Below are 24,840 nucleotides of genomic sequence, written 5' to 3' on the forward strand. Positions count from 1 at the left end.
CGATATATAGGCATACTTACTCATAAATATGGTTATTACTTTACTGACAAAAGCCCTATTAAGGCTTTTGCTCCACGCTACATGATGTCGAGTAAGACACCGTTTGAACCACTTGACTGGTCGAAACCAACGCCAGGGCACTTAAAGCTCCTATTCATATCCGGCGCAGGTTTCTTCGCAGATGCTTATGACCTCTTCGCAATATCAATAGCCCTAGTCTTCCTAAAGCAGGTCTGGTCGTTAACCGCCTCGGAGATAAGCCTAATATCATCCGCAGCCCTCTTCGGTGCAGTCATTGGGCCATTCATATTCGGCAGGGTTGGGGACATATTCGGTAGGAAGTACATATACGGCGTAGAGGCGGCATTACTAACGGCTGGCGCCATAGCCTCAGCATTCTCAATAAACCCAACAATGCTCTGGATAACAAGGTTCATACTGGGTCTCGGTGTTGGTGGTGACTACCCAATAAGCGCCACGTTGATGAGTGAGTACGCACCAGCAAGGAGTAGGGGCTTATTCGTGGCTGGGGTCTTCTCAATGCAGGGCTGGGGAATAGTAACGGCCGCCCTACTCGGCCTCGGCTTACTGCATGCAAAGGTAAACCCAGACATTGCCTGGAGGATAATACTTGGCTTCGGCGCAGTGATGCCTGCCCTGGTCATTTATTTCAGGCGTAGGGTTCATGAGACACCGAGGTTTGAGTACTTCGTTAAGGGCAATGTTGAGGGTGCCAAGAGGGCTATTAAGGACGTGCTTAGGCAGGACGTGGAGATAAACGGCGTGAACAACGTGAGTAATGGATTCAGAAGCAACTTCATTAAGTACCTCCCAGCAATACTGGGCACTGCAATACCCTGGTTCATGCTTGACGTGTTCTTCTACGGCATGAACATATTCGGACCATTCGTAACCTCGGCAATGGGCTTAGCGAATAACCCATTGGCTGGCATATACGTTCAGTTGTACGTGGTCCTCGCCTTCCTGGTCCCGGGATACTACGTTGCAGCCTTCCTAGTGGATAGGATGGGTAGGAAGTCCATGCAAATAATGGGCTTCTCAATGGTTGCCATAGCCTACCTAATAACGGCATTAATGCTGAGGAACAGCTTAGTACTACCCACGGCAATCCTAGCCCTATATGGACTAGCCCAGTTCTTCACCAACGTTGGTCCAAACGTGACCACATTCATAATACCGACCGAGGTATTCCCAACGAGGTTTAGAACAACGGGCCACGGAATAGCCGCCGGCAGTGGTAAGCTAGGCGCTACCCTGGCGGCACTGTTGATACCGCTGCTCTTCCCAATAACGAACAACTCACTAAGTGAGGCCGTTAAGCTCCAGATAATGTCGAACCTACTACTCGCCCTAGTCGTGGTGGCGGTAATCGGCATAGTCTTCACGGTAATCTTCATAAAGGAGCCGAAGGGCAAACCACTTGAGGTATCCTCAGGGGAGTTGGCATCGTAAAAAGCATGGTATTTTCCCACTTTTCGTGAAATAATCCTCCCATCTTTACAGGCGTAGAATACCCATTAACGCACTAGTGAGGATAAGGGCGTATTACCGGCAGTACTTTATGCACGGTGGATTACATGACTAATGGCGTTAACTCCTCCCTCCAGGTAAGCACCCAAACACCGTTTTTCCTCGCCTCATCAATGGCCTCTGGGACATACCTCATGCAGTAGAGGACCTTAATGACCCTGGGCCTAAGGTACTGCGGGTACCTACTCCTCAATTCATCAATAGCCTTGATTAATTCCCTGACCTTATTGACCCTAAGGTCTAGGGTAGCGTCACCAACCACGCATAGGTCGTCCGTGACGCCGTAGATATTCAACTCAAGGACCTCCCTACCACCCTCGGTAATCACCAACCTACCCAACCTAACGTTGACCCCCAACCTCTCCCTCAACTTCCAGGAGACCACGTCTATTGCCTCATCCTCAATGCTGTAGGTGAGCTTCTGCAGGGTCCTATTCATCTGGTTAATGGTTTCCCTCATTTGGCTAAGCGTCCCCTTAATCTCCTGAACATCCCTAGTCAATGCATCGAGCCTTGCCGAGTGGCTTTGGAGAGTCTTACCATCCTCGTGTGCTCCTGCAATATCTCCTCATGCCTCTTCAGCGTCTCCTCAATACTAATCGCCCTACCAAGCAATGCATTGAAGTCCTGCCTAAGTGCCCTGAGCTCGCTCAGTATTGCGTCTAGTCCAAGGGCTCCAGCAATGGCTAGGCGGAACTCCTCATCAGTCCTGATCAACTCAAGCACAATCCTCCTAATCTCATCCCTACTAACCACGTTAACCTAATGAGAATAGTAATAACGGGTTAATAACCCTTCCGTTGATCGACCGTGCCCTGTGTTTTTAGCGTTGCCGTGCTTTGGGTTTGGAGAGTCGCCGTAAGTATAGAATTACGGCGGGTCTTCTTGTCCAGTGTTTGACTTATTATTGCTCCAGGGCTTGCCGTTGTTGGTTTTGGCCGTGATTTTGTTTGCGTCTTGTTCGCTTTCACTTTTTGTAGTTGAGTGAATTTAATTCTAATGGTACTCGGCATAATCGGGATAATACTGTGCAATATTTACGTTGGTCACCTGGTTGTGTTGGATGAAATTTGATGTTAGATCTACAGTAAAATAGTTAGTCTCCCTCCTTTATAAATGCGCTAGCCTTGTGAACCCCTCGTGAGCCTCCCTATTATGCTGTGAAGTCCTATTATGTTTAATATGACCTATGACCGGGATAAATATAAAAAGGATCCCACCCGCTTTTACTATACCAGAGTTATAAGTGTTTCCGATTCTGTAAAATCCTATGCCGAGTAGGACATACCCTATGAAGCTTATTATATATGTCCATGCTGCTAGCAGTTCTGCGATGATAAAGAAAAATATGAATAAGATAAAGCCTACATATGTTATGATAGAGCCAGTTCTCCCTATTCCTAACTTAGGGTAGAGTGATTTTAGGTCTCCAAAACCCCTCATCATCATTAACATAGCCACTTGCCCTACTGTAAGTCCGCTCGCTACAATTGCGACTATTGTACCGACTATGCTACTTACACCCGCTAAACCCGCTAGACTTAATTCACTGAACAAGAGAACGTAGAGCCATGAGGCCGTTATCGCAGCTATTATCATGATAATATTTGCTGTCCTTAACTTCTTTAATCCTTCTATCTCTGGGCTTACGGAATATTGAGGGATCTGCACTTGTCCGTAAATCGTTAGCTTTTCAGCCTTTCTAAATCCTAAGTAAACTAACACGAATGGTACTACTAATATTATGCCGCTTAATATGTCTAGTGCTGCTATGTCTGGTGCTATTTTTAAATACTCCTGATATGTTATATTAGAAAATATAAAGAAACGAACTACGTCATAAATCAAGTTGAAAGTTAGCGCTGAAAAGGCTAACCATCCCCCTACCTTAGTCAACGAATCGCGAAAAACATCGCCTAATCTAGCGTAGATTATTGCTATAAATATAGAGCCTATAATTGCAATTATTAACCCCCCGTCAGAGAACCAGAATATCATATTGGAAAAGTTCGAGGAGGAATATATATTATAGTTTGCTAAAAAGACTAAAAATGAAACACCTGTTAAAAACACCCATACGTATAGTCCGATTTCCATTAATAAGCTACCCAGAATACCTAAACCTACGTTATATCCGGGTAACCTTAACATTTTAAGCCCTTTTTCTGTCCTGCTGTACCAGCGCTCAAAACCGAAGAGTGAAACCCAAGCGATAATAAAAGAATAGGGTCGCAAGTTCATTAAAGTAAAAAGTATAGGAAGTATAGTATGAGGTATAGTACTATGAAGTAACGGGGGTGGCGATGTAATCGGGCTAATTAGCGGGCTAATTAGTATGTATGATATAAATGGGAGAAATGATATAAGTAAGAGTACTGAACCGATAATAAAATACGTTGCCCCTGACTTAAGGTAGTTTATGGCTTCAGATGGCTTTTGCTGTGTCATGGTAATTAGCATTGTATAGAATATAATTTAAATTTTATCTCCAGCAAACTAACTGACTAATGGGATTAGACGTCACTATAATGCGCACTTTCATCGCTTCTTACTACACCCGTGAATCGCACACGTAAGTCCCACATTTACTCATACTCGTGAAAAAGCCTTATTTAATGCCCTCTTGAGTTACATTCACGACTAATTGATTAGAGTATAACGAAAAATTAATTCTAGAATAGCCTAAATGGGGCACTGTACAGCGCAATACGCCCAGTTTGTGGTTCAAAGCTCAAGTTAGGGTGCCCAAGAACGCGGAGCTTGGCATCGCTACCCATCTACCGAGTAATGGCAAGGCAGGTACTGAGATAGCGACCATGCTTTAGACGGGCAGAGTCGCCGTAATTCTATACCTGCGGCGACTCTACAAGTCCAAAATACGGTAGTTATCACTTGCCTGGATCGTGCCCTTCATTAGTGATTGGGTGAATTTAAAAGTGATTGGGGAGTATTGATTGGCGGTGGGTGTTTCTAGGGATTTTGTCGGGGCCTTGATTAGGGATGTTGAGGATGCCGTGAATGAGATCGATAGGATCGCTGCTAAGCCGTATATGAGTTGAGTGATGAGGAGAGGTTGGCTATTCGTTATGAGTTGGTTGTAATTGCGGAGGTGGTGATGGCTTTAGTCGTCCACGTGGCCCGTAGGGACCTTGGCGCCAGGCCTAGGACGCCGGTGAATGCGTTGGCTATTTTGAGGGATGGGGGCTTGGTTACGGTTGATGAGTATGAGGACTTAGTCAGGCTGCTAAGGTTTAGGAACCTGCTCGTCCATAGGTATTGGGTCATCGATGACTACTTGATATACCAGGGCATTAAGTCCAACTTTAAAAGCCTGCTAAGTCTCATTAACAGGTTGAGGGCACGCTATGGGATTCAGTGAGGGGTACACGTATTACTCGCTTAGCGATAGGGAGAGGGAGTTAGTCATATTGAGGATTAGGGACGTGCTCAGGGAGTTCGGGGTCGCCCTCGGCATACTATTCGGTAGTTTCGTGGAGCTCGGCGAGTTCAGGGACATAGACATTGCCATATACGGCAGGGGACTCAACCTAAACAAGCTCCTAAGCCTTGGGGCTAGGCTCGAGGAGGCCCTGGGCATGCCAGTCGATGTAGTGCCACTCACCGATGTCGACCCAGGGTTTAGGCTATCAATAATGGAGAGGGGCGTCGTAGTGCTTGAGGACGCTGATGGAGTATTCGAAGCACTAATGAGCGAGGCACTCGATGAGCTGTACGTAATGACTCACGACGAAGCCACGGCATAACTAAGGTAGTGCCGTGCCAGGTTATTCAATGACCCCCCAAACTTGCAGGCAGACTCGCCGCAGGCCTATAACTACGGCGACTCTCCAAACCCAAAGCACGGCAACACACAAAATACAGGGCACGGCAATCAATGCGATGATCTAGCTTTCAATCCCTAAATCACTTGCACATGTTCCCTTGCCAGTTTCACAAGGCTTCTACGTACTTCAAATCCCTCCTCACCTGCTCAGCGTTCAATCTCGATTCGTGGAACCCCTCTACGTGTAGGAACCAGGCGGCCCTCCACCATAGCCTGACATCCTCATTACTGAGTTTATTGCTTATTGAGTCAACGGCATTGAATAACAGTGCTGCCGTCCACCTATCCTGCTCAAGGGCCATCCTCGCCTAATCAAGGCCGAGGGTTATCGCCAAGGCCTTAACAGCCTCCTCGGCAGCCTTATACAACTTCTCACTTGCCTGAGCTGGGTCCTTATCAACCAAGCCCACACCCTCATTAAGAAACTTTTCAGCCAACTCCAGATGAGCCACGGCCCTCTCCTCAGGGTCTAGATCCAGTGCCTTGGATAGTAAGTCGATTACGTCAATGCCACGGCGAATAGCCTCATTAATTAACTGCTCGAGCCTCGCCACAGGCGACAATAGATCAGTCCGCCTTAAAACCATACAACGTAGGTCACCCCACTTCTGAACGGGCACGTAACTTTATACCTGCGGCGACTCTTCCCATCCAAAGCACGGAAAAATTAACTAAACCTGTCCTGTTATTTATGAATTATTAGTTAATTTGACATAATTAATGACATTATTTCTATTCTTCATTAGAGTAAAGCTTATAAACCCTGGTTTCACAATAGCCTTGATGTATGTGGTGTTTGGTGTGACGAGTGGGATGTCGTCAATACCCTTCGAAGGTAAGTACAAGGAGCCCAATGACATTAGGGATGTTCACGTGAGTGGCGCCCCTAGGATTAACCATGTGCTTCATAGCTTCGTAATCACCGGTAATAGGGATGACCTCGTTGTGTGGTCCTTTGACATACCTGGTTATGAGACACACATTTACTCAGACATTAAGGAGAGGGCTACGTTAATGCTATGCCCAAGGATAGACAACTCAACATACCTACTACCAGATGTATCGCTTGTTGATGAGCTCAACTCAATGCTCTACGGCAATGCCAGGGTTGCCGTATATTTCGTAAAGCCCCTGGACAAGTCCTTCGTGTCAAGTGCGCTTAAGGCCACGGTTAATGCAGCCAGGGCCCTGATTAATCAATGGGTCATTAACCTATTTAGGTCCAGGGGCCTGGCCACGACTAGGTTAATGGACATACTTAGCGGCGCCAGTGAGGACCTAATTAGGTCAGCGGACCTATGGTCCAGGAGAGGCTTCACAGAGGAGGTTGGTCCAGTCTATGCTATGGTTGATTACGTAAAGTCCTCAATGGAGGTTAAGAGGAGTAGGTCCAGGAGAGCAGGTAAGGGCTGAGATCACCAACAGCCATTTAAAATTAGGGCTTAACCGTGTAGTAAACCCTCTTCTTATCCTTACCCCTACTCTCGGACTTCAAGAACACAATCTCCCCAATCTCCCTCGTATTAGCCACGTGAGGACCACCATCAGCTTGCACATCAATACCCTCAATCTCCACAATCCTCCACTCCTCACCAGGCGGTGGCTCCCTCTCGGCAAGCTTAACAATGCCGGGTATCTTCAGGGCCTCCTCCCTCTTCAGGAAGTAGATCTTCACGGGAATACCCCTCTTAACCACTTCATTGGCCTCTGCAATTAAGTCCTGAAACGCCTTCCTAAGCGCATCACCACTCAGTGTTAGGTTATAGTCATCCCTAGCGTACTCGGGCGTTATTTCACCGCCAGTCACCAGGGCGTTGTACTTCTTGTAAGCTAATGCCGCTATTATGTGCGTTGCCGTGTGAAGTCTCATCAACCTATACCTCCTATCCCAGTCTATGATTTCGTGCACCGTATCACCAACCCTAAACCTGGGCTCCCTATCGAGTATGTGAACAGCATCCTCACCCTCCTTAACAACCTCCCTAACCACGTACTCCTCACCCTGCCAAACCAACCTACCGGTATCATTAGCCACGCCGCCTGACCTTGGGTGGAACAGTGTCTGGTCAAGCCAAACCCTATTACCGTCAATCCTAACCACAGTCGCGTCAAACTCCCTCTTGTACGAATCCCACCAGTAGAGGAATTTCGTCGGCATAATTTAGGCATGGCATTTAACTACTTAACAATTGCGCTACCCCTCAATCCCAAAGAATCTCCTAACCACGTAGACCATCACGTCATGGGTCCTAAATAGGTCATCAACAGTCACGTACTCATTGTATGCATGGGCCATCGCCAGCTCCCCAGGTCCATAAACAACAGTCGGTATACCCCTAGCCTAAAGTACCTGCCGTCAGTAGCCCCAGTCACTATTATTGGCTTTGGTGTCGTGCCGAGGACCCTCTCAATACCCTCATGCACGAGCCTGGCAATTGACTCATTGGGACTCGTGTAATTAGGTTCGCTCGTGTCCAAAACCTCAACATCCGCAGCACCACTCAACCCACTCCTCAAGTAATTAATTACTTGGCTTGGCGAAACACCTGGCGGGACCCTCATATCAAGCTCTAACTCCGCGTAGTCAGGGACCATGTTTATCTTCGAACCACCCCTAACAACCCCTGGATTAAAGGACACAGTACCAACAACCCTCTCAAAATCACTAAGCGTCAGATTAAGCCCACTCGCCCTCGCGGCTTCAAGGTAGACCTCAGCTGAATTCCTAATGGCATCCATCAACTCACTCGGTAACTTAATACCCCTGTTAAACTCATTAATCAACTCCTCAGCCTTACCAATCGCCCTCACGAGTCTCATTATGGCGTTATCGCCGAGGATTGGTAAGCTACCGTGGGCAGGCCTACCCCTTGTGACAAGCTTAACCTGGCAGAGACCCTTCTCACCAATGTAGTACCTATGGCTTCCCGAGGCTCGGCAACAATGGCTGCATCACCAATTAATACGCCATCCCTCACCAAGGCCTCAACACCTGGATGACCGCCGGTCTCCTCATCTGCTGTTGCTGAGAGTATTAGTGTCCCTGAGCCCCGCTTCTCGATTATTGGGGCTAGTTCTGTGAATACCATCATTATTACGGCTAACCCACCCTTCATGTCCGTGGCGCCCCTGCCATAAATCCTACCCTCAACCACCTTGCCGGAAAACGGTGAGTAAGCCCACCTGGACTCATCACCGGGAGGCACAACATCCATGTGCCCATTAAGTATGAGCACGGGCCTACCCCTACCGACTTGGCAATCACGTTGGGCTTATCCTTAGCATACTCCCTAAACTCACTCGAGAAGCCTAAATTACCCAACCAATCCCTAATGAAGGAAGCAATATTAACCGTATAGCCAGGCGGATTAACACTGGGAAACTGAATAAGACGTGAAGTAAGCTCAACTAACCCAGACCTCAAATCCTGAGACATCAATCTAAGCAAGCAAACCCAGTTTTAAAGCCATTACCCTAAGGAAGTAAAAAAACTAGTTATAGGCAAATAAGGGGATAAAGTTATGGCTATTCCTATTATCGACTTACATGAGGATGTTTCTCTATACTTCATACTCCACGGTGGCGGTGAGCCACTTAGTGACTTTAATGTTGATATACCCAACCGCGATGTCGATATACCTAAGTACTTGAGGGGTGGTGTTAAGCTGGTCTTTGCGTCAATAGCACCGAGCATAGAGACCTTTAACCCGGAATTGTCGAGATCTCTTCAAGAGCTGTACGGTGTTTGGGTTCCAGTCACTAAGTTTAGATCCCCGCAATCCCTCATTATTGAGCACTTCGAGGTTTATTACAAGATGGCTGAGACCTACAAAGTAATTTCTATTGTTGAAAGTTACGATGATATTGAGAGAGTATTTAATGAAGAAGGCAAGGTGGGATTCCTACTACACCTAGAAGGTGCTGACGGTATTGAGGATCCTTACGACTTAGTCCTTCTCCGTAAACTTGGACTTAGAAGTCTTGGGATTACCTGGAACTATAACAATAAGTACGGCTTTGGCTGTATGTCAAGGAAGGATTACGGATTAACACCTGAAGGTGAGGAATTAGTAAATACGGCGTGGAAGCTCGGCATAATAATTGACTTAGCTCATGCATGTAAGAGAACTACCCTAGAAGTCTTGGCGATCGCCAAGAAACCTGTTATAATAAGCCACGCCAATATTAAGGCTCTAGTTGATACACCCAGAAACGTAGATGATGAGGTTCTTGAGGCCTTAAAGAGAAACGGTGGTGTTATTGGATTATCAGCAATAGGTTCGATAATCTCCAGGAAATCAAGACCAACTATTGATGACTTAATAAAGCATTTCATGTACGTCTATGAGAGGTTCGGACCCGACATATTAGCAATTGGTACGGACTTCATGGGACTACTCGGAATACCGCCGCCACAAGGCTTCGAATTAATAGACAAAACCCAGACATTACTACAAAAACTAATGGAAAGGAGATTGACGGACAAAGACATAAGAAAAATAGCATACGAAAATGCGTTAAGAGTAATAAAGGCGAATATGGCATAAAAAATAAAATAAATAATTAAATAACACTACTCTTCTTAAGTTAATTATTTCTTAATTAAACATGCATTCTTTATAAAAATTACTGAGAAAAATTTATAAATTAGATTATTTTTTTAATTATCTTGATGACATTAAAAATTAACAGAGAGAATATAATCAAGGTTATATTGCTTATGATTGTGCCTTGGTTGTTCATAGTGTTTCTTGCGCCATTATATAATAGGCCAGACCCTCAAATCGGTGGATGGCCTTTCCTATGGTGGTATTTGTTTGCTTGGGTTTTTATTCAACCCATCATAACATATATAGTGTATAAGTTCATTGATAAAGGTGGTAAGTCATGATGTTCACGATAGTAGATTATACGATATTCTTCGTATTAGTTGGTTTAACTGTAGTTGCCGGATTCCTAGGCACTAAATGGAGAGCACCTGACTTCTCAAAAATATCGGAATGGAGCATCGGAGGTATGAAGTTTGGCACAGTAATTGTCTGGTTCTTAATGGGTGCTGACATATATACTGCGTATACTCTAGTTGCAATACCAGGTAGTGCTTATGCGCTTGGTGGTTTTATACTATATGCCGTGGTTTATGGCTCGATATCGTACCCATTCCTATATATTGTAGCCACTAAGTTCTACAGGATTGCAAAGCGAAAAGGCTACATAACAGCCGGAGATTATGTGAGGGATAGGTTTGATAGTAGGATTTTATCGCTATTGATATCGTTAACTGGCATAATAGCGATGCTGCCCTATATAGCCCTACAGATAGTTGGTATTAGGTATGTCCTTGATGCCATGGGATTCCCGGTGATTCCAAGCTATATAATAGCTTACATAATAGTTGCGGCGTTCGTGGCGGTAAGTGGGCTTAGGGGTCCAGCCCTGAGTTCATTAATTAAGGATGCCCTGATTTGGGCTGTTATTTTAACAATAATAATTGCTTTAGGTATAAAGTTTGCCGGGTTTGGACCAATATTTAGTGAAGTTGGTCCTAGACATTATTTAATACCAAGCAATTTAATACTTGGTTATATAACATTGGCATTTGCCAGTGGTATATCATGGTTATTATTTCCAAATTTACTAGTTGGCCTACTTGGTTCTAAGGGTGAGGATATAATTAAAAAGAATTCGGTCTTCCTACCACTATATCAAGTGTGGCTTATATTACTAGCTGTCATGGGCTTAGTAGCCCTAGCTAAGAACTTAGTGCCCCATGGCGTTTCAAGTCTTGCATTTCCATCAGTAATTAGCGCGTACTTCCCATCATACTTCGTTGTACTGGCATTTGCAGCCATTGTAATAGGCAGTATGGTACCTGCCGGCTTGCAAAGCCTTGGTGCCGCAAATCTAATAACCAGGAATATATATGTGGACTTTATAAATAGGAGGGCCACGGAAAGGCAACAGGTATTTTGGGGTAGAGTCTCGGTATTTATAATGATAATAGCATCATTAATATTTGCGATAACGCCAGCGGCTAGTGGGTTGATATTCTATTTATTAACCTTCTCCTATGCATGGTTATTACAAACATTACCAGCAATAATACTATCAATGTATTGGTACGACTTGGATAAATATAGCGTTGCGGCTGGTTGGGCCGTTGGCACGGCTTTCGTAACTTACGGCTTAGCAACGGTAAAATTCTCCTCCTCATTACTACCCTGGTTTTATAATATTTACGTGGGCTTCATAGGATTAGTACTAAATCTAGTAGTAATGTTCATAGTATATGTAATAATCAAGGCTCTTAAAGTAAAGATATCAAGCAAATTAACACCGCAGGAATTAATGTAATTCATTCCTGCCCCCTGCTTTGATATTTAAAAATTAAAATTATTTTTACTCTTTTTTAATTTTAGCAATATATCAAGAAATGAGTCATCAATTTCTTTCGATTTAATGCTAACTCTAAAGTAGCCTTTCATTAACGGTGGTATATTTGACAAGTCCCTTATGAGTACGCCGTGTTTTAATAATTCTTCACCAAGCCACGGCTCATGCCTTATCATGAAGTAATGAGTCCTTGATTCATAAACGCTTATGCCAAGCTCCCTTAACGAGTTCACCAATCTGTCCCTCTCTTCCTCGACGTACTTAATGGTTAGTCTCCTGAACTCATGGGCTCTCCTCATGTATCTAGAGACTGCGTATTCAGCTATTGAGTTCACGGGCCAGGTCGGCACCAACTCCCCAATATCATTCCTCGTATATACGGCGCCAACCCTGAGCCCCGGTATTGCTAGGAACTTCGTGTAGGACTTAACAACATACACATTATCATACTGCTGCACATCCCTAATTAATGATTGATTATCCCCCACGAAGTCCATGAAGGATTCATCAACAATCAACACACTACCGCGCCTACCCAACTCCTCGGCAATTACGAGTAATTGATCACGCCCAATTAAGTAACCTATTGGGGAATTTGGGTTTGAAAGAATAACCACAGTACCCGGCCCGGCCTCATTAATTATGAGGTTCGCCAGGTCATCACGCCCCCAATACTCAATAAGCCTAACCTCAGAATTAACCAGCCTGCCTAGGCGTAGGTAATCGCTATAATTCGGTACTGGTATTACCACGCGCCTTGGCCTTAGGTTCATGAACAGTAATTGCAGGGCCTCGGTGGCTCCATTAAACACGTATGTAATGCCGGGCTCGACACCCTCGAAGGTCGATAGAGCCTCCCTTAACTCATCGCCAAGCTCCGTTGGGTAATGTGAGTAGCAGCCATTATTGACACACTCCCTAATTAACTCAATTAACTCCCCTGGAGTACCCAGTGGTTCATGTTTGAGCTCATGTCTATTAAGCCGTACCTCCACCCATACCCACCGTGGCCCCTGGCACCGCTGGTTATACTACCCATATAATTCAGTCCAGGATTTTGCGAGATAAGTTAAATAAATCCCCACTGCTATTGAATCCGATAATTAATGCATCACGAGCATCACCACTTCGGGCCACCGCCACAGTGGTTCATAAAGAGAAGGGGCCTTAAGTACTTAATACTTTACCTACTCAGTAGCCGTGGACCAATGACCGGTGCCCAGATCATTGATGAGATTGAGAGGTTGTCCATGGGCTTCTGGAGACCGAGTCCAGGCTCTGTCTACCCAGCCCTCGAGGAGCTTGAGGCTGATGGCTTGATTAAGGTGGCTAAGGTTGAGGGTACGAAGAAGTATTACGAAATCACGGAGAGCGGTAAGGCATTCATTGGCCTGCCCAATATTGATAAGACCACGGCGGCGGTTAACGACTTCGTGTCCCTGGCCAGGTACATAATTGATAATTGGGACACACTCAGTGAGACCGATAAGAGTAGGATTAGGGATGTGCTTAAGGACCTCATTAAGGCAGCTGGCATACAGTGTTAACCCATGTTATGAAGCACTACGTGCGGCATCTTCAACTCCTCAATAAACCACTTATTCCTAACCTCCATGATCAACTGCCTACTATCGATGTAATTACTCAGTAGTTTAGTCACGGTATTCCCAAGACCCTCACTTAGGCAGTAATCAGTATTTTCGAAAAATATTAATGATGGTTTCCTAGCCACTATCAACTGTGTTACTAATGCTAGTATTGTCTTCATATGGCATGGGAGTTCATCGCCAATGTGCACGAGGCCCCTCCTATCGACGTAGGAAAGGACCAGTTCACCATTATACCAACCAGCCCTGAAATTCCTAAAACCAAGCTCACTGAGGATCCTCCTTAGGAATCTCACGTCAGTGTCCCTCCTCGGTCCGTGAATAGTTGGGAGAGGATTTCGACTACGTGCTCGCCGTGCTCGCCGATGAAGTCCGTGTGTGATGAATCGGCACTCCTCACGCGGCCCCTAAAGTCTATGTATGGTCCAATCCTGTAAATACCCACGGAGAGTAGGTAATCCCTAAGCGCCCTAACTACCGATAGTGCTGACTCATAATCCTCAGACGCACTACCCACTAATTGAAGCGCCTGCTCCTTAGGCGATAAACCATCTGGGTTTAGCAAGGTTGATGCATCAGCAACCTCAACATCCAATGGGTACTTAACCCTACTAACACCATTCCTAAACTCCGTGACGATGACCTCCCTATCACCAACCCTAACCACGCCAGTATACCCATCATCAAAGCCAACGCTTATTGTCACTGAATCGCCCTGATAACCAACCTCCTCAAGCCTCTTCCTAACTCTATCGTCCAGGGCAATGGTTATGTCAACCCTAGCATCACCAATCCTAACCAAATCCTCGAGGAACAACCTATCCCTAACACCCCTGAGAATCCTCCATACTAACTCAATAATCATTGACTTACCTGAGCCGGGAGGCCCTGTAATTATTGTTAATGGCCCCAATTCAATGCTTGTGTTTATCCCGTAAAAACCCTTAATGCTAATTCTTGTTATTAACACGGCATTATTTTGGAACTGCATTTATTAATGTTGGGTTCCGCCGCCTTGTGTATATGGGCTATATTGGGGTATAGTGTGGTTTATATATTTAATAAATAAAGCTTAAATAGCAAACCCACTAACTACGCAGGCGTGGACCTAGACCTGGCGCCAGACCCACTCCTCGTCGTCCCAGGACCCTCGCAAATACCGCCTAGGGTTATGAAGGCATTAATGAGAGTTGTTGATCATAGATCACCCCACTTCCATAGGCTTTATAGGGACGTTGTTGATGGTCTCAAGTACGTCTTTCGGACTAATGGTGATGTATACCCAATAACAGCGAGTGGTACAGGCGCCGTTGAGACTATGGTGCTGAACTTCGTGAAGTCTGGCGACACTGTATTAGTGCCGGTCTTCGGAAGCTTCAGTAGGAGGCTCGTTAATCACCTAAGGAGGGTTGGTGCTGAGGTGGTTGAGATTGATTATGGCTGGGATAGGGCGCCGACCTATGAGGACTTGAGGGCTAGGGTTGAGTCAATGGGGATTAAGCAAATTGACGTATTCGCCACGGTATACAACGACACAAGCCCGGGCCTCGTCTTTAGGGACCTACCGAAGGTAGCCAAGTGGGTTAAGTCCTACGGCGCGCTGGTTCTCGTTGATAATGTGTCTGCCCTTGGCGGTGACTACTTTGAGGTTGATTCCTGGGGTATTGACGTGGCCGTATCAAGTAGCCAGAAGTGCCTTGCCGCCCCACCGGTCATGTCGTTCATTGCCGTGTCCTCGAGCGAAGCATACCGTAAGGCGGAATCCGTGAATCACCCGAGCATTTACTTCGACATTAAGTTGATGAGGAAGTTCGGTGAGAAATTTGAGACGCCATTCACACCAGCTGTTAATTACCTATTCGCAATTAGGGAGGCGTTGGTATAATTAGGGAGGTTGGTCTCGAGAATTGGATTAGGTGGCACATAGAGAGGGGTAAGGCGATAATCAATGCACTTACGAAGGCAGGTCTTGAGCCGTACATAAGTAATGACTACTATAGGTCAACAACAGTACTATCCTTCAAGTACCCAACTGGTGTGAGCCCTGATTGGTTCAGGAAGACTATGTATAGGCTTGGTGTAGCAATCTCTGACGGGATGGATGAGGTTAGGGGTAAGGTGTTTAGGATTGGTAACATGGGTTACTTAACGAGGAGGGACGTGCTAACACTTATTACAGGCATAGTGGCTGCCTTATTGATTAATGGAGGTAATAACATTGATGGGGGTGCCATGAAGGATGTGTTTAAGGAGGTTTTGAGTTATTGGGAGCCTGAGCAATTATTAGTGGATGAGGGTTAGTATCGCGCCAGTTAGTGCGATTGTACCTATTACAGCCACTGCAACCCCTATCACTATTAATACTACATCCACAGTTACCCTGGCATACCTCCAATGCCATAACTCAAGGAGTAATGTCCTGAAGCCTATGAGACCATGCGTTAGCGCAGCATATAGCAATATGTATAGAACCGCCGCATATGCGAAGTCCCAGGCCTCTATATGGCTTATTGCTGCTGAGTAGGTTATTGATTCCTCATAACTTGGCCACCTAAAGGCTAGGTGTATCCCAACAACAACAATAAGCACAATACCAAGGAGGTATTGCCACTTTCTTAATGTGGATGCGTTCACCATGTTCATCACCATATGAAGGCTACTAGCGTTGCTAGTATGAGGAATATTATTATGACTATCACGGCTATGTACTTAAGCCATGCTTGTCCAGGCTTCTTGGTTGATGGCACAGCCCTTGGGAATGTGTGTCTCTCTGGTTTTGGAAGGCCAACGCCGAAATACTGAGTTAGTATTAATCTGAATCCGTTAGCTCCGTGAACAGCCGCTAATAGTGCTATTAAGTACTCAATTACTGTACCAACATGAATATGCCCATAGATTGCCGGCCCCTCTATAGTACCTATTATTGTATTCCACGTTAACTGTGATGGATGACCAAAACCAAGTGCCGTGGATATTACTAAAGTATGTCCAATTAAGTAAAGTACAAGTATTGCGCCACTGATCTTCTGGAAAATCAGTAACCACTCATCAAGCCCCTAAACCAAAGAGACCACTTTGGTGGGACCCTCTTAACCTGTTTCTGCTGTGCCATCCCCATCACCTCTTACGCTTACTGGTTAATAGCCAGTTCTTCAAAAGGTTTATCGCCAGGGCTGGGTCAACGTCCTTGGGGCAAACCTTACTGCATGTGCCGCTGTAGTGGCAGGACCAAACACCATTCTCACCATCAACGACCTTAAGTCTCAGCACTGCACCCTCATCCCTATTATCCGCGCTCCACCTGTATGCTTGGGCTAGGGCCTGCGGTCCTAGGTAGTCCCTGTTTAGGAAAACCATTGGACATGCCGAGTAGCACAGCCCGCACTTAATGCAGTAGGCGAACTCCAAGTACTCACTGAGCTGCTCCTCAGTCTGTGGGTAGTAGGACTCGAGTTTCTCGAATTGCTCAGTCTCATCCTTCCTAATGAGCCAGGCTTAACGGACCTATGCTTCCTAAAGAACTCACTGAAGTCCGCCGCCAAGTCCTTTATTGGTTCAAAGTTGCTAAGTGGTTCGACGGTAATCACGTCGGTACCTAAGTCGTACGGCTTTGTCTCACAGGCAAGTCTAGGCACGCCATTTATTATCATACCGCAGGAGCCGCATATACCCATCCTACAGCTATACCTAAAGGATAACGTCGCATCTTGGTACCACTTGATCTTTAGTAATCCATCGAGCACCGTTTCGTGATTTGTTAGTTCAATCTTATACTCACGCCAATAATACCTACCCTTTTCCGGATCATACCTCTTAACCCTAAACGTGTAGGTGCGCCTAATGGGGGAGCTGAGTGGTGGTTTTGTTATGGTTACCTTCTCCATAGTGGTTGCCGGCTGTAATGTACTACTGACCTGCTGAGAGGACACGCTTAGTTATGAATAATTATATCTTTATAAGTTCTTCCTTGGAAAAGAATAAAACGAAATAGTTAATAGGCTCCGCATGGCCATGCCGTGCATTTAACGGTAAATGCATAAATACTAGGCTTTTGTCTATTTATTAATGGTTGAGTATGAGGGTTTTATCACAGACATTATGATTAGGATAGCCGGCGACATAGTGCTCTCGGACAACCCTGGTAAGGGCATTAGGAAGTGGCGTGAGTTCTTCGAGATGTCCCAGGCCGAGCTTGCCGCCAGGCTAGGCACCTCGCCAAGCGTGATTAGTGATTATGAGTCTGGGCGTAGGAAGTCGCCCGGTTCCCAATTCATTAAGAGGGTTGTTAAGGCGTTGGTTGATTACGAGCTTGAGAGGGGTGGGCAGAGACTGTACATACTCAGTAGGCAGCTTGGTGGCGAGAGGTTTTGGGAGGCCATACTTGATATGAGGGATTTTGACGTGCCCATCGAGTTAAACGAGTTTGTTAAGGCCATAGGCGCCACGCTGGCCGTTGGGCCTGAGGCTACGTCGACATTCATGGGTATACCGTTGTCGACAGCCTTAAGTTAGTCCTTGACGTGCCGTCCCACGAGTACCTAAAGCTTTATGGAAGTACCACGCAGAGGGCCGCGGTCTTCATCAACGTTAGGTATGGCAGGTCGCCAATGATCGCCATTAAGTCCATGCTTGCATTCACCAGTTTAAGGCCTGCAATAGTGGTTATGCATGGTGTGGATAGGCCTGATTACCTAGGCATTGAGATTGCTAGGAGGGAGCGTATACCATTGGCTATTGTTAATAGTTCAATTGATGAACTATTAACAGCCCTAAGGAACTTGGCTGAGCGTCAAAAGTCAATCGCCAAGTAACCCTACTCACTTAACCTGGGCCATTATTGACGTAAGCACTCCCCGAACCTTCTCCCTAAACTCCTCCATTGAGGTGTCATTGACAAGTATGTAATCAGCCCTAGCTATTAAGTCGCCAAGTCCATACCTCAACTCCCTGAGATCCCTCATTAGGAAGTCCTCAACTGTCTTCGGGTCGTCAGGCCTACCCCTCCTCAGTAGTCTCTCAAACCTTAACCTCCATGGAGCAACGATGTATATCAACACGGCCTTCGTCGATAATGCTCCTCAATTGCTTCGACCTCCCTGATACTTCTAGCCCCATCAATAACAACCACATTTGATTGCTTAGGTACCTTCTCAAGGGTCTTATAAGCAATTGCCCTAGTACCACCCCTCAGCCTTAGGATTACCGATGCTGCTGAGGAGGAAATACCACTCTTAGCAGTCTCATCCCTAATCACATCACCCATAGTAACCACAGGAAGGCCTAACTCTTTAGCCACATCCGAGGCTATTGTCTTCCCTGAACCAGGTAAGCCGGTTATCACTATTACCAGCACGTGCGCTGAAGCACCCACTGGCTTATTTTTATTTACCCATAATGACCTCCCTAACCCTAAGGAGATCGGCGTTCGTCCTAAATCCCTTAATGTGGAAGTGGGACCTTACGGCTTGATAACCAAGCCCCCTTATCACGCCTATCACGTCATTGATAGGCAATTCACGCCCCAAGTCCCTACTGATTTCCGTGGTTAATGCATAGGGTATGTTAGGGCCAAGTGACTCATCAACAATTAACTTACTGACTTCCCTAGCCCTATCGCTGAAGTAATCCCTAACATTCCTCATGAAGTGGTTCATTAGGAACTCGGCATCCCATAAATTACCAATCCATAATGGACCAGCCAACCTATACCTGGAACTGGCTGGTATTGGGTACCCAGCAATGAAGCCCCTCTGAAGTGTGCCCTGCCTATAATAGGCATACCCAAGGTTCCTGAAAGTCTCCAGGGCGTAGGCCCTATCCTTAAGAATTAATAGGCAGACCCTGTAGTAATGGCCGTCGAGGAACGACACCAGTGGTTGTACTCCATAATCCATGGATAGCGCATAGCGTGCAATTGTCGATATTAATATCCTAATACCAACCTCAAACCTAAAGGGGAACTTCTGTGGTAATGCCCCATAACGCCTAACGCACTTAATAGTACTTACCAGACAACACGCCCACGTCGGTTGCCGTTACGCATAGTAATCCCTGGTCCCTAATCGCCCTGAGACTATTCTCTATGAATGGTTGTGGCGACCCAAATGGATCAATATCTATCACGTCACAACCACCCTCACGTGCAATCCTCAGTAGTAGGTTGTTTGCGTCATCCCTATACACATTCACCACATCATTAAGTCCATTCCTATCCACATTCAGTTTTATTAGTTCGTAAGCCCTCTCAGAAATGTCATTAGCCACAACCCTCAATACACCATTGACCTCCCTGGCATACCTAACAGCCCTAACCCCAGACCCAGAGAGTGGCTCACATATTGTGATCCCGGTCCTACCCACGTAGTTTACGTACCCATTAATGATCGCAATTGATAACGACCTATTAACCTCCATCCTAGGGTTATAAAACACAGGTGCGTGAGCTGGCTCAGGCCTATTACCAACGACGTACTTGGACAGGTCTGGGACGATTATTGATGCTAAGCCCTCCCTAACCTCCACCCTAGGATACTCACCCATATTTTACCACTCACTGACTAATTCCTGGACTCCAGGAACTCAACATCGTGCTTATCAGACTCTATTAAGGCCAACCCAACACCGAGAACCCTGGCAACACTAATGACCTCATTACTAACCCTCCTCTTATCCTCAACCAGGTACGACTCACTCGGTGAGTGCGCGGCAATCTTTGTGTGAGCCCTCATCAATGAGTATAGCTTGAATGTTGAGAGCAATTCCTTAACATCATCATCAACCATCTCCTCCCTCTCCCTAACCTTATCAATAACCTCCTCATCCCTAGGCCTTAAATCAACATCACTCAGTACATCCTCACTGAATATATTAACGAGCACTCTGGCAGTCCTCTCCGAAGCTCCATCGACTCTCTCTCATACTCATACACCGTCCTCCTAGTGACACCTAGGATCTTCGCCAGATCACCAAGGCTCATACCCCTATCCTCCCTCAACCTCCTGAGTAATTGACCCTTCACACTAGCCCTCACAATGCCCTTATCCTTCACGAACTTAACCCCCTCGTTATCCAAGATTCTCTTGAACGTCCTAATACTCACAGCGTATATTCCATGTATCTTATACGCTACGCCGTCTGTCATCTCCTCATCACCGTAATTAACGCCTACGATTATTGGCGTCGAGTTCGAAACTCTCGATAGCACAATAAGGTCTATTATAACTTCCCTACTCACCCTCTCTGCATCTTCCCTAATCTTAACAATGAACTTACCCTCCTCATTATTCCTATAATTGGGTATCCTAATTATTGCATCATAGGATAGTGACGAATCCCCAACAAACAGTACCTTAGCCTTCCTACTCGCCGCCAAGCTCAATACGCGCGTTATGAGTTCATTACTCATTACCTTTATGATAATACATACTATTTTATTTAAATCTCTTTTGCATAACTAATGATTATCTTCACGAGGTCTTCCTACCAATGACCATTGCGTGGGCTGTATCATACGGTTCCAGATGAACCATGTCCAGTATTTCATAACCCCTATCCTTAAGCACGTCAATCTCCCTCTTAAACGTCTCACTCGGTTCCTTAGTCACGTCAATGCTCATGGCCTTTATAACCAACATTACGTAGCCATGGTTCCTTACGTAGACGTCGGCGTTGTCGGCCAGTATCTTTGCCTGGAATGGCTGGGCAATGTCTATGTAGGCCACGTCGACTGACTTAACAATGTGTACGTACTGCTCTGGGTACCTGGCATCCGCCAGTATTGGTATTACATTCCTCCTACCTTGGTCCACGAGCTTCTCCATGAACTCCCTGAAAACCCTTGGTGAGAACTCCACGGAGTAGACAATGCCCTTATTACCAACTATATCACTAACGTGACTCACCGTGGTGCCGCTGGCAGCACCTAGGTAGAGTATCCTCGTCCCCTCCGCTATCGGCATTACCTTAAGCCCATTCATAATAGCAGCCGCCAGCTTCGACCTATACGGATTCCAAATCCTGTACTCCCTACCTTCCCACTGAACCAATTGCTCGCCATAAACCCTCCTACCCGGTGTTAAGTTAATGGTTGCCAACCTCTCAGTTCCATCCTCAAACGACACCCAGTAGACACCCTTAAACTTCTCGTGCTCCTTAACACCAACAACCTGTATTAATGAAGACATCGGGAATACGTGTTTTTAAGGGATTATAAACCTTAATGTCCCCTTATCTACGTCCACCCCTCTTCTCACGAGCCCTCTTCTCCTCAGCCTTCTTCTCGGCGCCCTTCCTCTCAACGGCCTTCCTGGCTGCCTTAGCCTCGGGCTTCCTTGGTGGTGGCTTGGCATACAGCGTCTTAACCTCCTGTATCCTCTTCATTAGGTCCTCCTTAAGCCTTGGGGCGATGAAGTTTCCGGTGAATGCATCGGCCTTAGCCGCTATAGCCAACTTAGCCGCCAATGCCCTGGCAATCTTACCGCGCTGCCACCTTGGAGCTCTGAAGATCTCTGGGAATTGGAATATGACGCCGTGCTTAGGCGGCTTACCGCCAGTCCTCAACGCCCTAAACAGGGCCTTCTCGGCACCAAGTACCTGTATTGTCGATGCTGGGAGCAGTGCAAGCCTCATTAGGCCTCCCGCTAGCATTATCAACCTAGCGCCAAGTAGTGGGCCGACCAACTCCCTAATGTTTGGCGCTACCTCCACCATAGCCTCATCGATGTACTGGGACAACTTACCCCTCAGGTCTGACAATTGTATGTATAACTTCGCGTAAGTCCTTATTGGCTCCAGGTCCCAATCAGCCATCTCCGCGCCAACGCTCTTACTAGCCACCTCGGCAATCCTCCTGGCCCTATCCTGCGATAAGCCGAGCTTTGTTAGGTTATCAACGGTGAAGTTACTCCTGTGGCCCAACTCCGTAACCAGCGTCATGTACTCCCTGTGGTCCTTAACCAAGTCCTCAAGCTCAGGGAAGTGTAGTCCATACCACTCCCTAACCCTCGAGCTGATTAGGTTGAGTATCTTGTCAAGGTCGTCCACGGAACTTATGGCCTGGGCTATGAATAAGTCCCTCTTCTCGGCAACCTGCCTGAGCTTATGCCTTGTCTGCACGGTGGTTATCTCATAAACCCTGGCCAGGTACTCCTCCTCCGTGAGTCCAAAGACCTCCTTAACATACCTACTAATGTTATTCCTATACATCATACCTGCCTTGCTCGGTAATTCAGACCTAATCTCAACTCCCGAGACCATGTTGGTTAGGTTCCTGGCAAGTTCCCTATTCTCGACAATGACCTTGGTAATGCCCTTGCTCTTGAGTTCGTTTATTATCCTTACGACCTCATCAATTGGTTCACCAGTCTCAAGCTTATTCATCTTATTTGCTATCTCGTCCGTACTACCCTCGTAGAGAACCTTGGCTATCACATCACCATTCTCATTCAGAGCCACCGCTCCGAGAACGTCCAGTACCAGGTATGCCACGCTCATCGGTGCTCACACTAATCACGTGATGATCACTATCTTTTAAGCTTTTTACCTCGTCTTGAGAAGCCTATACCTAGCGATAAATAATGCGTTAATCGCAATGAGTGCTGCCCCAATGATGAACATGATGATTCCCAGATCCATTATTACACTTATTACCAGCGCATTACTGATCATGTATTGGGAAACCACCGTTATTAGGACCGATACATTAAGCGGCCTTGAGTTGTCGTTAAATAAGACCAATGAGTAATTACCATGTTCAGGTATTTGAAACGCTATTAGGTAGGTATTACGCACCTGCTTATAACTCAGCGGATTTAGTACATGGCCGAATTGGTCAAATACGTATATGGTTAATGGGTATGAATTATTGAGAAGAACCACCATGTATGCAGAATTGTTTATGTAGATTGGTATTAAGTATTTTGAGTATACGTCAACGCTTATCGTCATGTTGCTCAGGGTATTCACCATCACGTTGTATATCTTGGGCAGGAACGAATAAGCTATTAGTAATACCGTGGCTCCAATGATCATTAGCACAATGCCAATCCTTATTAAATTCACATGAAAAGAGGGATTGAGGTTCTTAAAAACCTAATTTTAATTCGCTTAGTAAATGTCAGGAGTACATATCGATAAACTCAAGCCAGGTATCAAGCTCATCAATGCTCATCCTTTGAACCGCACTACCCCTCTCAATCCAAGCCTCCCTCGGTATTAACTCATCACCAACCTTCGCAAATACTATTCTAATCACAGGCCTTGACTCCTCATCGGTTAAGTCCTCAGTGCCCGCAGCCTCCTCCTCGCTTGGTGCATGAAATAGTACCTCAACGGTATTTGCATCCTCCTAACCTCGTATACAGGATTGCCCCTGATGAAGTTCATAAGCTTATCATAACTTATCCTCCTCATTGATACGGAGCTAATAGGGACAATTAAATACCTTATTCCTCCTATCTAACTATTAATAATATAGGATGGTAATGAAACAACAATAAGATGTAAACGATTATTAAAGGCGTGGTTTGAGTTGATTAGGGCAGTACGTGGTATATCCTCATTAGCATGTATATGCCCACGAGCACGATTATTACGCCATAGGCAATTCTCAAGGTCCTCTTCGGTGCCTTAACGGCAATGCTCGTGCCGGCATAGCCGCCAGCAACGCCACCAGCGACGTACAGTAGGGCTATTAGTACTAGTACATCACCGTAGAACCAGTACTCGGCACCACTTGCAACGCCGAAGGTGCCAACGCTTATTAAGCTCGTGCCAATGGCCCTGGTTATGCAGAGTCCTGCCGAGAACATCAAACTAGGCACTATTAGAAAGCCACCACCAATGCCGAAGTAGCCACTGACTAGCCCAACAATAAAGCCGAAGACAGCACCTTAAGTATTGTGGATAGCGTTAAGTTCTTGCACCTCTGGAAAGCATCAATCACGTGATTAACCTCATCCACAGTACCTGCCCTCGATGACTCCCTCCTGATGGCCATGTATATGCCTAAGGCAATCATTGCAATTGCGAAGTAAGTCAATAGGTCAGTGCCTGGGGTTATGTGGCCCAGGTAGGCCCCTATTAATGAGCCCACAAGGCCAACACCGGCAAATATGCCGCCGACCTTGGGCGCCACATTCTTCTTCCTCAGGTGCATGTAGGAGTTTATGTAGCGTTAAGCCAACCGCAAGCGCAGTCGTTCCAATGGCTATGTGCGCCGCGTCAGGTATTGTATCAAGCCCAACGAAGTATAGGAACAGCGGGACGGCTAATATACTACCGCCACCACCAATCAGCCCAAGTGAGAAGCCAACCAGCACTCCTGATATGACTGATAGTACGTACTGTATGGGTGTTATTACGGTCGTCATACATCACCGAAGTCAACTAGTCCTTTTTTAAACTTTTTTAGTTCAAAAATATGACATATTAATGAAAATTAATGAC

At 46.1% G+C, this 24,840-nt stretch carries 30 protein-coding genes and 5 pseudogenes; 11 read left to right on the forward strand and 24 right to left on the reverse strand.

What is annotated here, in order from left to right:
• Nucleotides 1–84 precede the first annotated feature (84 nt).
• Complete coding sequence (locus tag JCM14467_RS04145; protein ID WP_054849267.1) at nt 85–1,473, forward strand: MFS transporter; 1,389 nt, start codon at nt 85–87, stop codon at nt 1,471–1,473.
• 121 nt (nt 1,474–1,594) lie between these two features.
• On the opposite strand, the gene JCM14467_RS04150 is transcribed toward JCM14467_RS04145, so the two are convergent.
• From JCM14467_RS04150 to JCM14467_RS04160, 3 genes are all read right to left on the reverse strand, one after another.
• Nucleotides 1,595–2,053, reverse strand: coding sequence for a hypothetical protein (locus JCM14467_RS04150; protein WP_054849268.1), 459 nt, complete (start codon nt 2,051–2,053; stop codon nt 1,595–1,597).
• Nucleotides 2,050–2,307: a hypothetical protein gene (locus JCM14467_RS04155; RefSeq protein WP_054849269.1), complete on the reverse strand. Its 258-nt coding sequence runs from the start codon at nt 2,305–2,307 to the stop codon at nt 2,050–2,052. Before JCM14467_RS04155 ends, JCM14467_RS04150 begins: the two co-directional genes overlap by 4 nt.
• A 354-nt stretch (nt 2,308–2,661) precedes the next feature.
• A complete protein-coding gene (locus JCM14467_RS04160) occupies nt 2,662–3,999 on the reverse strand; it encodes a DUF973 family protein (RefSeq protein ID WP_054849270.1) in 1,338 nt (445 codons plus the stop codon).
• Nucleotides 4,000–4,606: 607 nt separating this feature from the next.
• Here JCM14467_RS04160 and JCM14467_RS04165 point away from each other — a divergent pair.
• Complete coding sequence (locus JCM14467_RS04165; protein ID WP_252900660.1) at nt 4,607–4,930, forward strand: DUF86 domain-containing protein; 324 nt, start codon at nt 4,607–4,609, stop codon at nt 4,928–4,930.
• The gene (locus JCM14467_RS04170; RefSeq protein ID WP_054849271.1) at nt 4,917–5,315 is read left to right on the forward strand and encodes a nucleotidyltransferase family protein; all 399 of its coding nucleotides are present in this window, start codon (nt 4,917–4,919) and stop codon (nt 5,313–5,315) included. Before JCM14467_RS04165 ends, JCM14467_RS04170 begins: the two co-directional genes overlap by 14 nt.
• A 187-nt stretch (nt 5,316–5,502) precedes the next feature.
• Here JCM14467_RS04170 and JCM14467_RS04175 read toward each other — a convergent pair.
• Nucleotides 5,503–5,982: pseudogene (locus JCM14467_RS04175) on the reverse strand (PaREP1 family protein).
• A gap of 196 nt (nt 5,983–6,178) precedes the next feature.
• Between JCM14467_RS04175 and JCM14467_RS04180 the strand changes: the two are divergent.
• Nucleotides 6,179–6,808 carry a hypothetical protein gene (locus JCM14467_RS04180; protein WP_054849361.1) on the forward strand — a complete coding sequence of 210 codons (630 nt, stop codon included), beginning with the start codon at nt 6,179–6,181 and terminating at the stop codon, nt 6,806–6,808.
• Nucleotides 6,809–6,830: 22 nt separating this feature from the next.
• Here JCM14467_RS04180 and alaXM read toward each other — a convergent pair whose 3' ends face one another.
• The 3 genes from alaXM to JCM14467_RS15665 all read right to left on the reverse strand — a co-directional run bounded on the left by alaXM (nt 6,831) and on the right by JCM14467_RS15665 (nt 8,631).
• Nucleotides 6,831–7,553, reverse strand: coding sequence for an alanyl-tRNA editing protein AlaXM (alaXM, locus tag JCM14467_RS04185; protein WP_054849272.1), 723 nt, complete (start codon nt 7,551–7,553; stop codon nt 6,831–6,833).
• A gap of 110 nt (nt 7,554–7,663) precedes the next feature.
• Nucleotides 7,664–8,305: a peptidase dimerization domain-containing protein gene (locus JCM14467_RS15660; protein ID WP_252900755.1), complete on the reverse strand. Its 642-nt coding sequence runs from the start codon at nt 8,303–8,305 to the stop codon at nt 7,664–7,666.
• A complete protein-coding gene (locus JCM14467_RS15665) occupies nt 8,215–8,631 on the reverse strand; it encodes a M20/M25/M40 family metallo-hydrolase (protein WP_252900661.1) in 417 nt (138 codons plus the stop codon). Before JCM14467_RS15665 ends, JCM14467_RS15660 begins: the two co-directional genes overlap by 91 nt.
• A gap of 285 nt (nt 8,632–8,916) precedes the next feature.
• Between JCM14467_RS15665 and JCM14467_RS04195 the strand changes: the two genes are divergently transcribed.
• The 3 genes from JCM14467_RS04195 (at nt 8,917) to JCM14467_RS04205 (ending at nt 11,749) form a co-directional block, all read left to right on the forward strand.
• Nucleotides 8,917–9,942 (forward strand): dipeptidase, encoded by a 1,026-nt coding sequence (locus tag JCM14467_RS04195; RefSeq protein ID WP_054849273.1) that lies wholly within the window; start codon nt 8,917–8,919, stop codon nt 9,940–9,942.
• Between the two features lie 173 nt (nt 9,943–10,115).
• Nucleotides 10,116–10,286 carry a DUF3311 domain-containing protein gene (locus JCM14467_RS04200; protein ID WP_252900756.1) on the forward strand — a complete coding sequence of 57 codons (171 nt, stop codon included), beginning with the start codon at nt 10,116–10,118 and terminating at the stop codon, nt 10,284–10,286.
• Entirely contained in the window at nt 10,283–11,749 is a 1,467-nt protein-coding gene (locus JCM14467_RS04205) for a sodium:solute symporter family protein (protein ID WP_054849275.1), read from the forward strand. Before JCM14467_RS04200 ends, JCM14467_RS04205 begins: the two co-directional genes overlap by 4 nt.
• A gap of 26 nt (nt 11,750–11,775) precedes the next feature.
• Here the strand turns inward: JCM14467_RS04205 and JCM14467_RS04210 are convergent, their stop codons facing one another.
• A complete protein-coding gene (locus JCM14467_RS04210; protein WP_252900662.1) occupies nt 11,776–12,783 on the reverse strand; it encodes a pyridoxal phosphate-dependent aminotransferase in 1,008 nt (335 codons plus the stop codon).
• A 111-nt stretch (nt 12,784–12,894) separates the two neighbouring features.
• On the opposite strand from JCM14467_RS04210, the gene JCM14467_RS04215 reads away from it, so the two are divergent.
• The gene (locus JCM14467_RS04215; RefSeq protein ID WP_054849276.1) at nt 12,895–13,335 is read left to right on the forward strand and encodes a PadR family transcriptional regulator; all 441 of its coding nucleotides are present in this window, start codon (nt 12,895–12,897) and stop codon (nt 13,333–13,335) included.
• Here the strand turns inward: JCM14467_RS04215 and JCM14467_RS15670 are convergent.
• On the reverse strand, nt 13,332–13,691 hold the full coding sequence (locus JCM14467_RS15670; RefSeq protein ID WP_252900663.1) for a hypothetical protein: 360 nt from the start codon (nt 13,689–13,691) through the stop codon (nt 13,332–13,334). The two genes, JCM14467_RS04215 and JCM14467_RS15670, sit on opposite strands and share 4 nt — an antisense overlap.
• Complete coding sequence (locus tag JCM14467_RS15675) at nt 13,688–14,386, reverse strand: hypothetical protein (RefSeq protein WP_252900664.1); 699 nt, start codon at nt 14,384–14,386, stop codon at nt 13,688–13,690. Before JCM14467_RS15675 ends, JCM14467_RS15670 begins: the two co-directional genes overlap by 4 nt.
• A 111-nt stretch (nt 14,387–14,497) precedes the next feature.
• Between JCM14467_RS15675 and JCM14467_RS04225 the strand changes: the two genes are divergently transcribed.
• Complete coding sequence (locus tag JCM14467_RS04225; protein ID WP_252900665.1) at nt 14,498–15,280, forward strand: pyridoxal-phosphate-dependent aminotransferase family protein; 783 nt, start codon at nt 14,498–14,500, stop codon at nt 15,278–15,280.
• 152 nt (nt 15,281–15,432) lie between these two features.
• Nucleotides 15,433–15,696 (forward strand): hypothetical protein, encoded by a 264-nt coding sequence (locus tag JCM14467_RS15680; RefSeq protein ID WP_252900666.1) that lies wholly within the window; start codon nt 15,433–15,435, stop codon nt 15,694–15,696.
• Here the strand turns inward: JCM14467_RS15680 and JCM14467_RS04230 are convergent.
• From JCM14467_RS04230 to JCM14467_RS20370, 3 genes and pseudogenes are all read right to left on the reverse strand, one after another.
• The gene (locus JCM14467_RS04230) at nt 15,679–16,038 is read right to left on the reverse strand and encodes a hypothetical protein (protein ID WP_252900667.1); all 360 of its coding nucleotides are present in this window, start codon (nt 16,036–16,038) and stop codon (nt 15,679–15,681) included. The genes JCM14467_RS15680 and JCM14467_RS04230 overlap by 18 nt on opposite strands.
• A complete protein-coding gene (locus JCM14467_RS15685) occupies nt 16,038–16,433 on the reverse strand; it encodes a succinate dehydrogenase (RefSeq protein ID WP_342765467.1) in 396 nt (131 codons plus the stop codon). Before JCM14467_RS15685 ends, JCM14467_RS04230 begins: the two co-directional genes overlap by 1 nt.
• A gap of 79 nt (nt 16,434–16,512) precedes the next feature.
• Nucleotides 16,513–17,279, reverse strand: a pseudogene (locus JCM14467_RS20370) (succinate dehydrogenase/fumarate reductase iron-sulfur subunit).
• Between the two features lie 181 nt (nt 17,280–17,460).
• On the opposite strand from JCM14467_RS20370, the pseudogene JCM14467_RS04240 reads away from it, so the two are divergent.
• Nucleotides 17,461–18,206, forward strand: a pseudogene (locus JCM14467_RS04240) (helix-turn-helix domain-containing protein).
• A gap of 6 nt (nt 18,207–18,212) precedes the next feature.
• Here JCM14467_RS04240 and JCM14467_RS15690 read toward each other — a convergent pair.
• From JCM14467_RS15690 to JCM14467_RS19825, 11 genes and pseudogenes are all read right to left on the reverse strand, one after another.
• The gene (locus JCM14467_RS15690; protein WP_252900668.1) at nt 18,213–18,452 is read right to left on the reverse strand and encodes a hypothetical protein; all 240 of its coding nucleotides are present in this window, start codon (nt 18,450–18,452) and stop codon (nt 18,213–18,215) included.
• Nucleotides 18,446–18,748: an AAA family ATPase gene (locus JCM14467_RS15695; protein WP_252900669.1), complete on the reverse strand. Its 303-nt coding sequence runs from the start codon at nt 18,746–18,748 to the stop codon at nt 18,446–18,448. The genes JCM14467_RS15690 and JCM14467_RS15695 overlap by 7 nt, the downstream gene beginning before the upstream one ends.
• A gap of 28 nt (nt 18,749–18,776) precedes the next feature.
• Nucleotides 18,777–19,935, reverse strand: a pseudogene (locus JCM14467_RS20375) (tRNA (guanine-N1)-methyltransferase).
• Nucleotides 19,936–19,952: 17 nt separating this feature from the next.
• Nucleotides 19,953–20,273: a hypothetical protein gene (locus tag JCM14467_RS15710; protein WP_252900671.1), complete on the reverse strand. Its 321-nt coding sequence runs from the start codon at nt 20,271–20,273 to the stop codon at nt 19,953–19,955.
• Entirely contained in the window at nt 20,240–20,800 is a 561-nt protein-coding gene (locus JCM14467_RS04255; RefSeq protein WP_252900672.1) for a helix-turn-helix domain-containing protein, read from the reverse strand. The genes JCM14467_RS15710 and JCM14467_RS04255 overlap by 34 nt, the downstream gene beginning before the upstream one ends.
• A gap of 61 nt (nt 20,801–20,861) precedes the next feature.
• The gene (locus JCM14467_RS04260) at nt 20,862–21,578 is read right to left on the reverse strand and encodes a fibrillarin-like rRNA/tRNA 2'-O-methyltransferase (RefSeq protein ID WP_054849278.1); all 717 of its coding nucleotides are present in this window, start codon (nt 21,576–21,578) and stop codon (nt 20,862–20,864) included.
• A gap of 43 nt (nt 21,579–21,621) precedes the next feature.
• The gene (locus tag JCM14467_RS04265) at nt 21,622–22,887 is read right to left on the reverse strand and encodes a C/D box methylation guide ribonucleoprotein complex aNOP56 subunit (RefSeq protein ID WP_054849279.1); all 1,266 of its coding nucleotides are present in this window, start codon (nt 22,885–22,887) and stop codon (nt 21,622–21,624) included.
• Between the two features lie 45 nt (nt 22,888–22,932).
• Nucleotides 22,933–23,454, reverse strand: coding sequence for a hypothetical protein (locus JCM14467_RS04270; protein WP_054849280.1), 522 nt, complete (start codon nt 23,452–23,454; stop codon nt 22,933–22,935).
• A gap of 55 nt (nt 23,455–23,509) precedes the next feature.
• The gene (locus tag JCM14467_RS15715) at nt 23,510–23,647 is read right to left on the reverse strand and encodes a hypothetical protein (RefSeq protein WP_252900673.1); all 138 of its coding nucleotides are present in this window, start codon (nt 23,645–23,647) and stop codon (nt 23,510–23,512) included.
• 20 nt (nt 23,648–23,667) lie between these two features.
• Nucleotides 23,668–23,805 carry a hypothetical protein gene (locus JCM14467_RS15720; RefSeq protein WP_252900674.1) on the reverse strand — a complete coding sequence of 46 codons (138 nt, stop codon included), beginning with the start codon at nt 23,803–23,805 and terminating at the stop codon, nt 23,668–23,670.
• 122 nt (nt 23,806–23,927) lie between these two features.
• Nucleotides 23,928–24,764 (reverse strand): annotated as a pseudogene (locus JCM14467_RS19825) (sulfite exporter TauE/SafE family protein).
• Nucleotides 24,765–24,840 lie beyond the last annotated feature (76 nt).

The organism is Vulcanisaeta sp. JCM 14467 (assembly GCF_001316245.1).
Taxonomy (GTDB): Archaea; Thermoproteota; Thermoprotei; order Thermoproteales; family Thermocladiaceae; genus Vulcanisaeta.

Bases quoted from the DNA above. Each gene is read 5' to 3' on its own strand.
- JCM14467_RS04145 (WP_054849267.1), top strand. From the start codon at position 85: ATGTCGAGTAAGACACCGTTTGAACCACTTGACTGGTCGAAACCAACG.
- JCM14467_RS04160 (WP_054849270.1), bottom strand. From the start codon at position 3,999: ATGACACAGCAAAAGCCATCTGAAGCCATAAACTACCTTAAGTCAGGG.
- JCM14467_RS04170 (WP_054849271.1), top strand. From the start codon at position 4,917: ATGGGATTCAGTGAGGGGTACACGTATTACTCGCTTAGCGATAGGGAG.
- JCM14467_RS04180 (WP_054849361.1), top strand. From the start codon at position 6,179: ATGTATGTGGTGTTTGGTGTGACGAGTGGGATGTCGTCAATACCCTTC.
- alaXM (WP_054849272.1), bottom strand. From the start codon at position 7,553: ATGCCGACGAAATTCCTCTACTGGTGGGATTCGTACAAGAGGGAGTTT.
- JCM14467_RS04195 (WP_054849273.1), top strand. From the start codon at position 8,917: ATGGCTATTCCTATTATCGACTTACATGAGGATGTTTCTCTATACTTC.
- JCM14467_RS04200 (WP_252900756.1), top strand. From the start codon at position 10,116: ATGATTGTGCCTTGGTTGTTCATAGTGTTTCTTGCGCCATTATATAAT.
- JCM14467_RS04205 (WP_054849275.1), top strand. From the start codon at position 10,283: ATGATGTTCACGATAGTAGATTATACGATATTCTTCGTATTAGTTGGT.
- JCM14467_RS04215 (WP_054849276.1), top strand. From the start codon at position 12,895: ATGCATCACGAGCATCACCACTTCGGGCCACCGCCACAGTGGTTCATA.
- JCM14467_RS15675 (WP_252900664.1), bottom strand. From the start codon at position 14,386: ATGCAGTTCCAAAATAATGCCGTGTTAATAACAAGAATTAGCATTAAG.
- JCM14467_RS04230 (WP_252900667.1), bottom strand. From the start codon at position 16,038: ATGAACATGGTGAACGCATCCACATTAAGAAAGTGGCAATACCTCCTT.
- JCM14467_RS04255 (WP_252900672.1), bottom strand. From the start codon at position 20,800: ATGAGTAATGAACTCATAACGCGCGTATTGAGCTTGGCGGCGAGTAGG.
- JCM14467_RS04260 (WP_054849278.1), bottom strand. From the start codon at position 21,578: ATGTCTTCATTAATACAGGTTGTTGGTGTTAAGGAGCACGAGAAGTTT.
- JCM14467_RS04265 (WP_054849279.1), bottom strand. From the start codon at position 22,887: ATGAGCGTGGCATACCTGGTACTGGACGTTCTCGGAGCGGTGGCTCTG.
- JCM14467_RS15720 (WP_252900674.1), bottom strand. From the start codon at position 23,805: ATGAGGAGGATAAGTTATGATAAGCTTATGAACTTCATCAGGGGCAAT.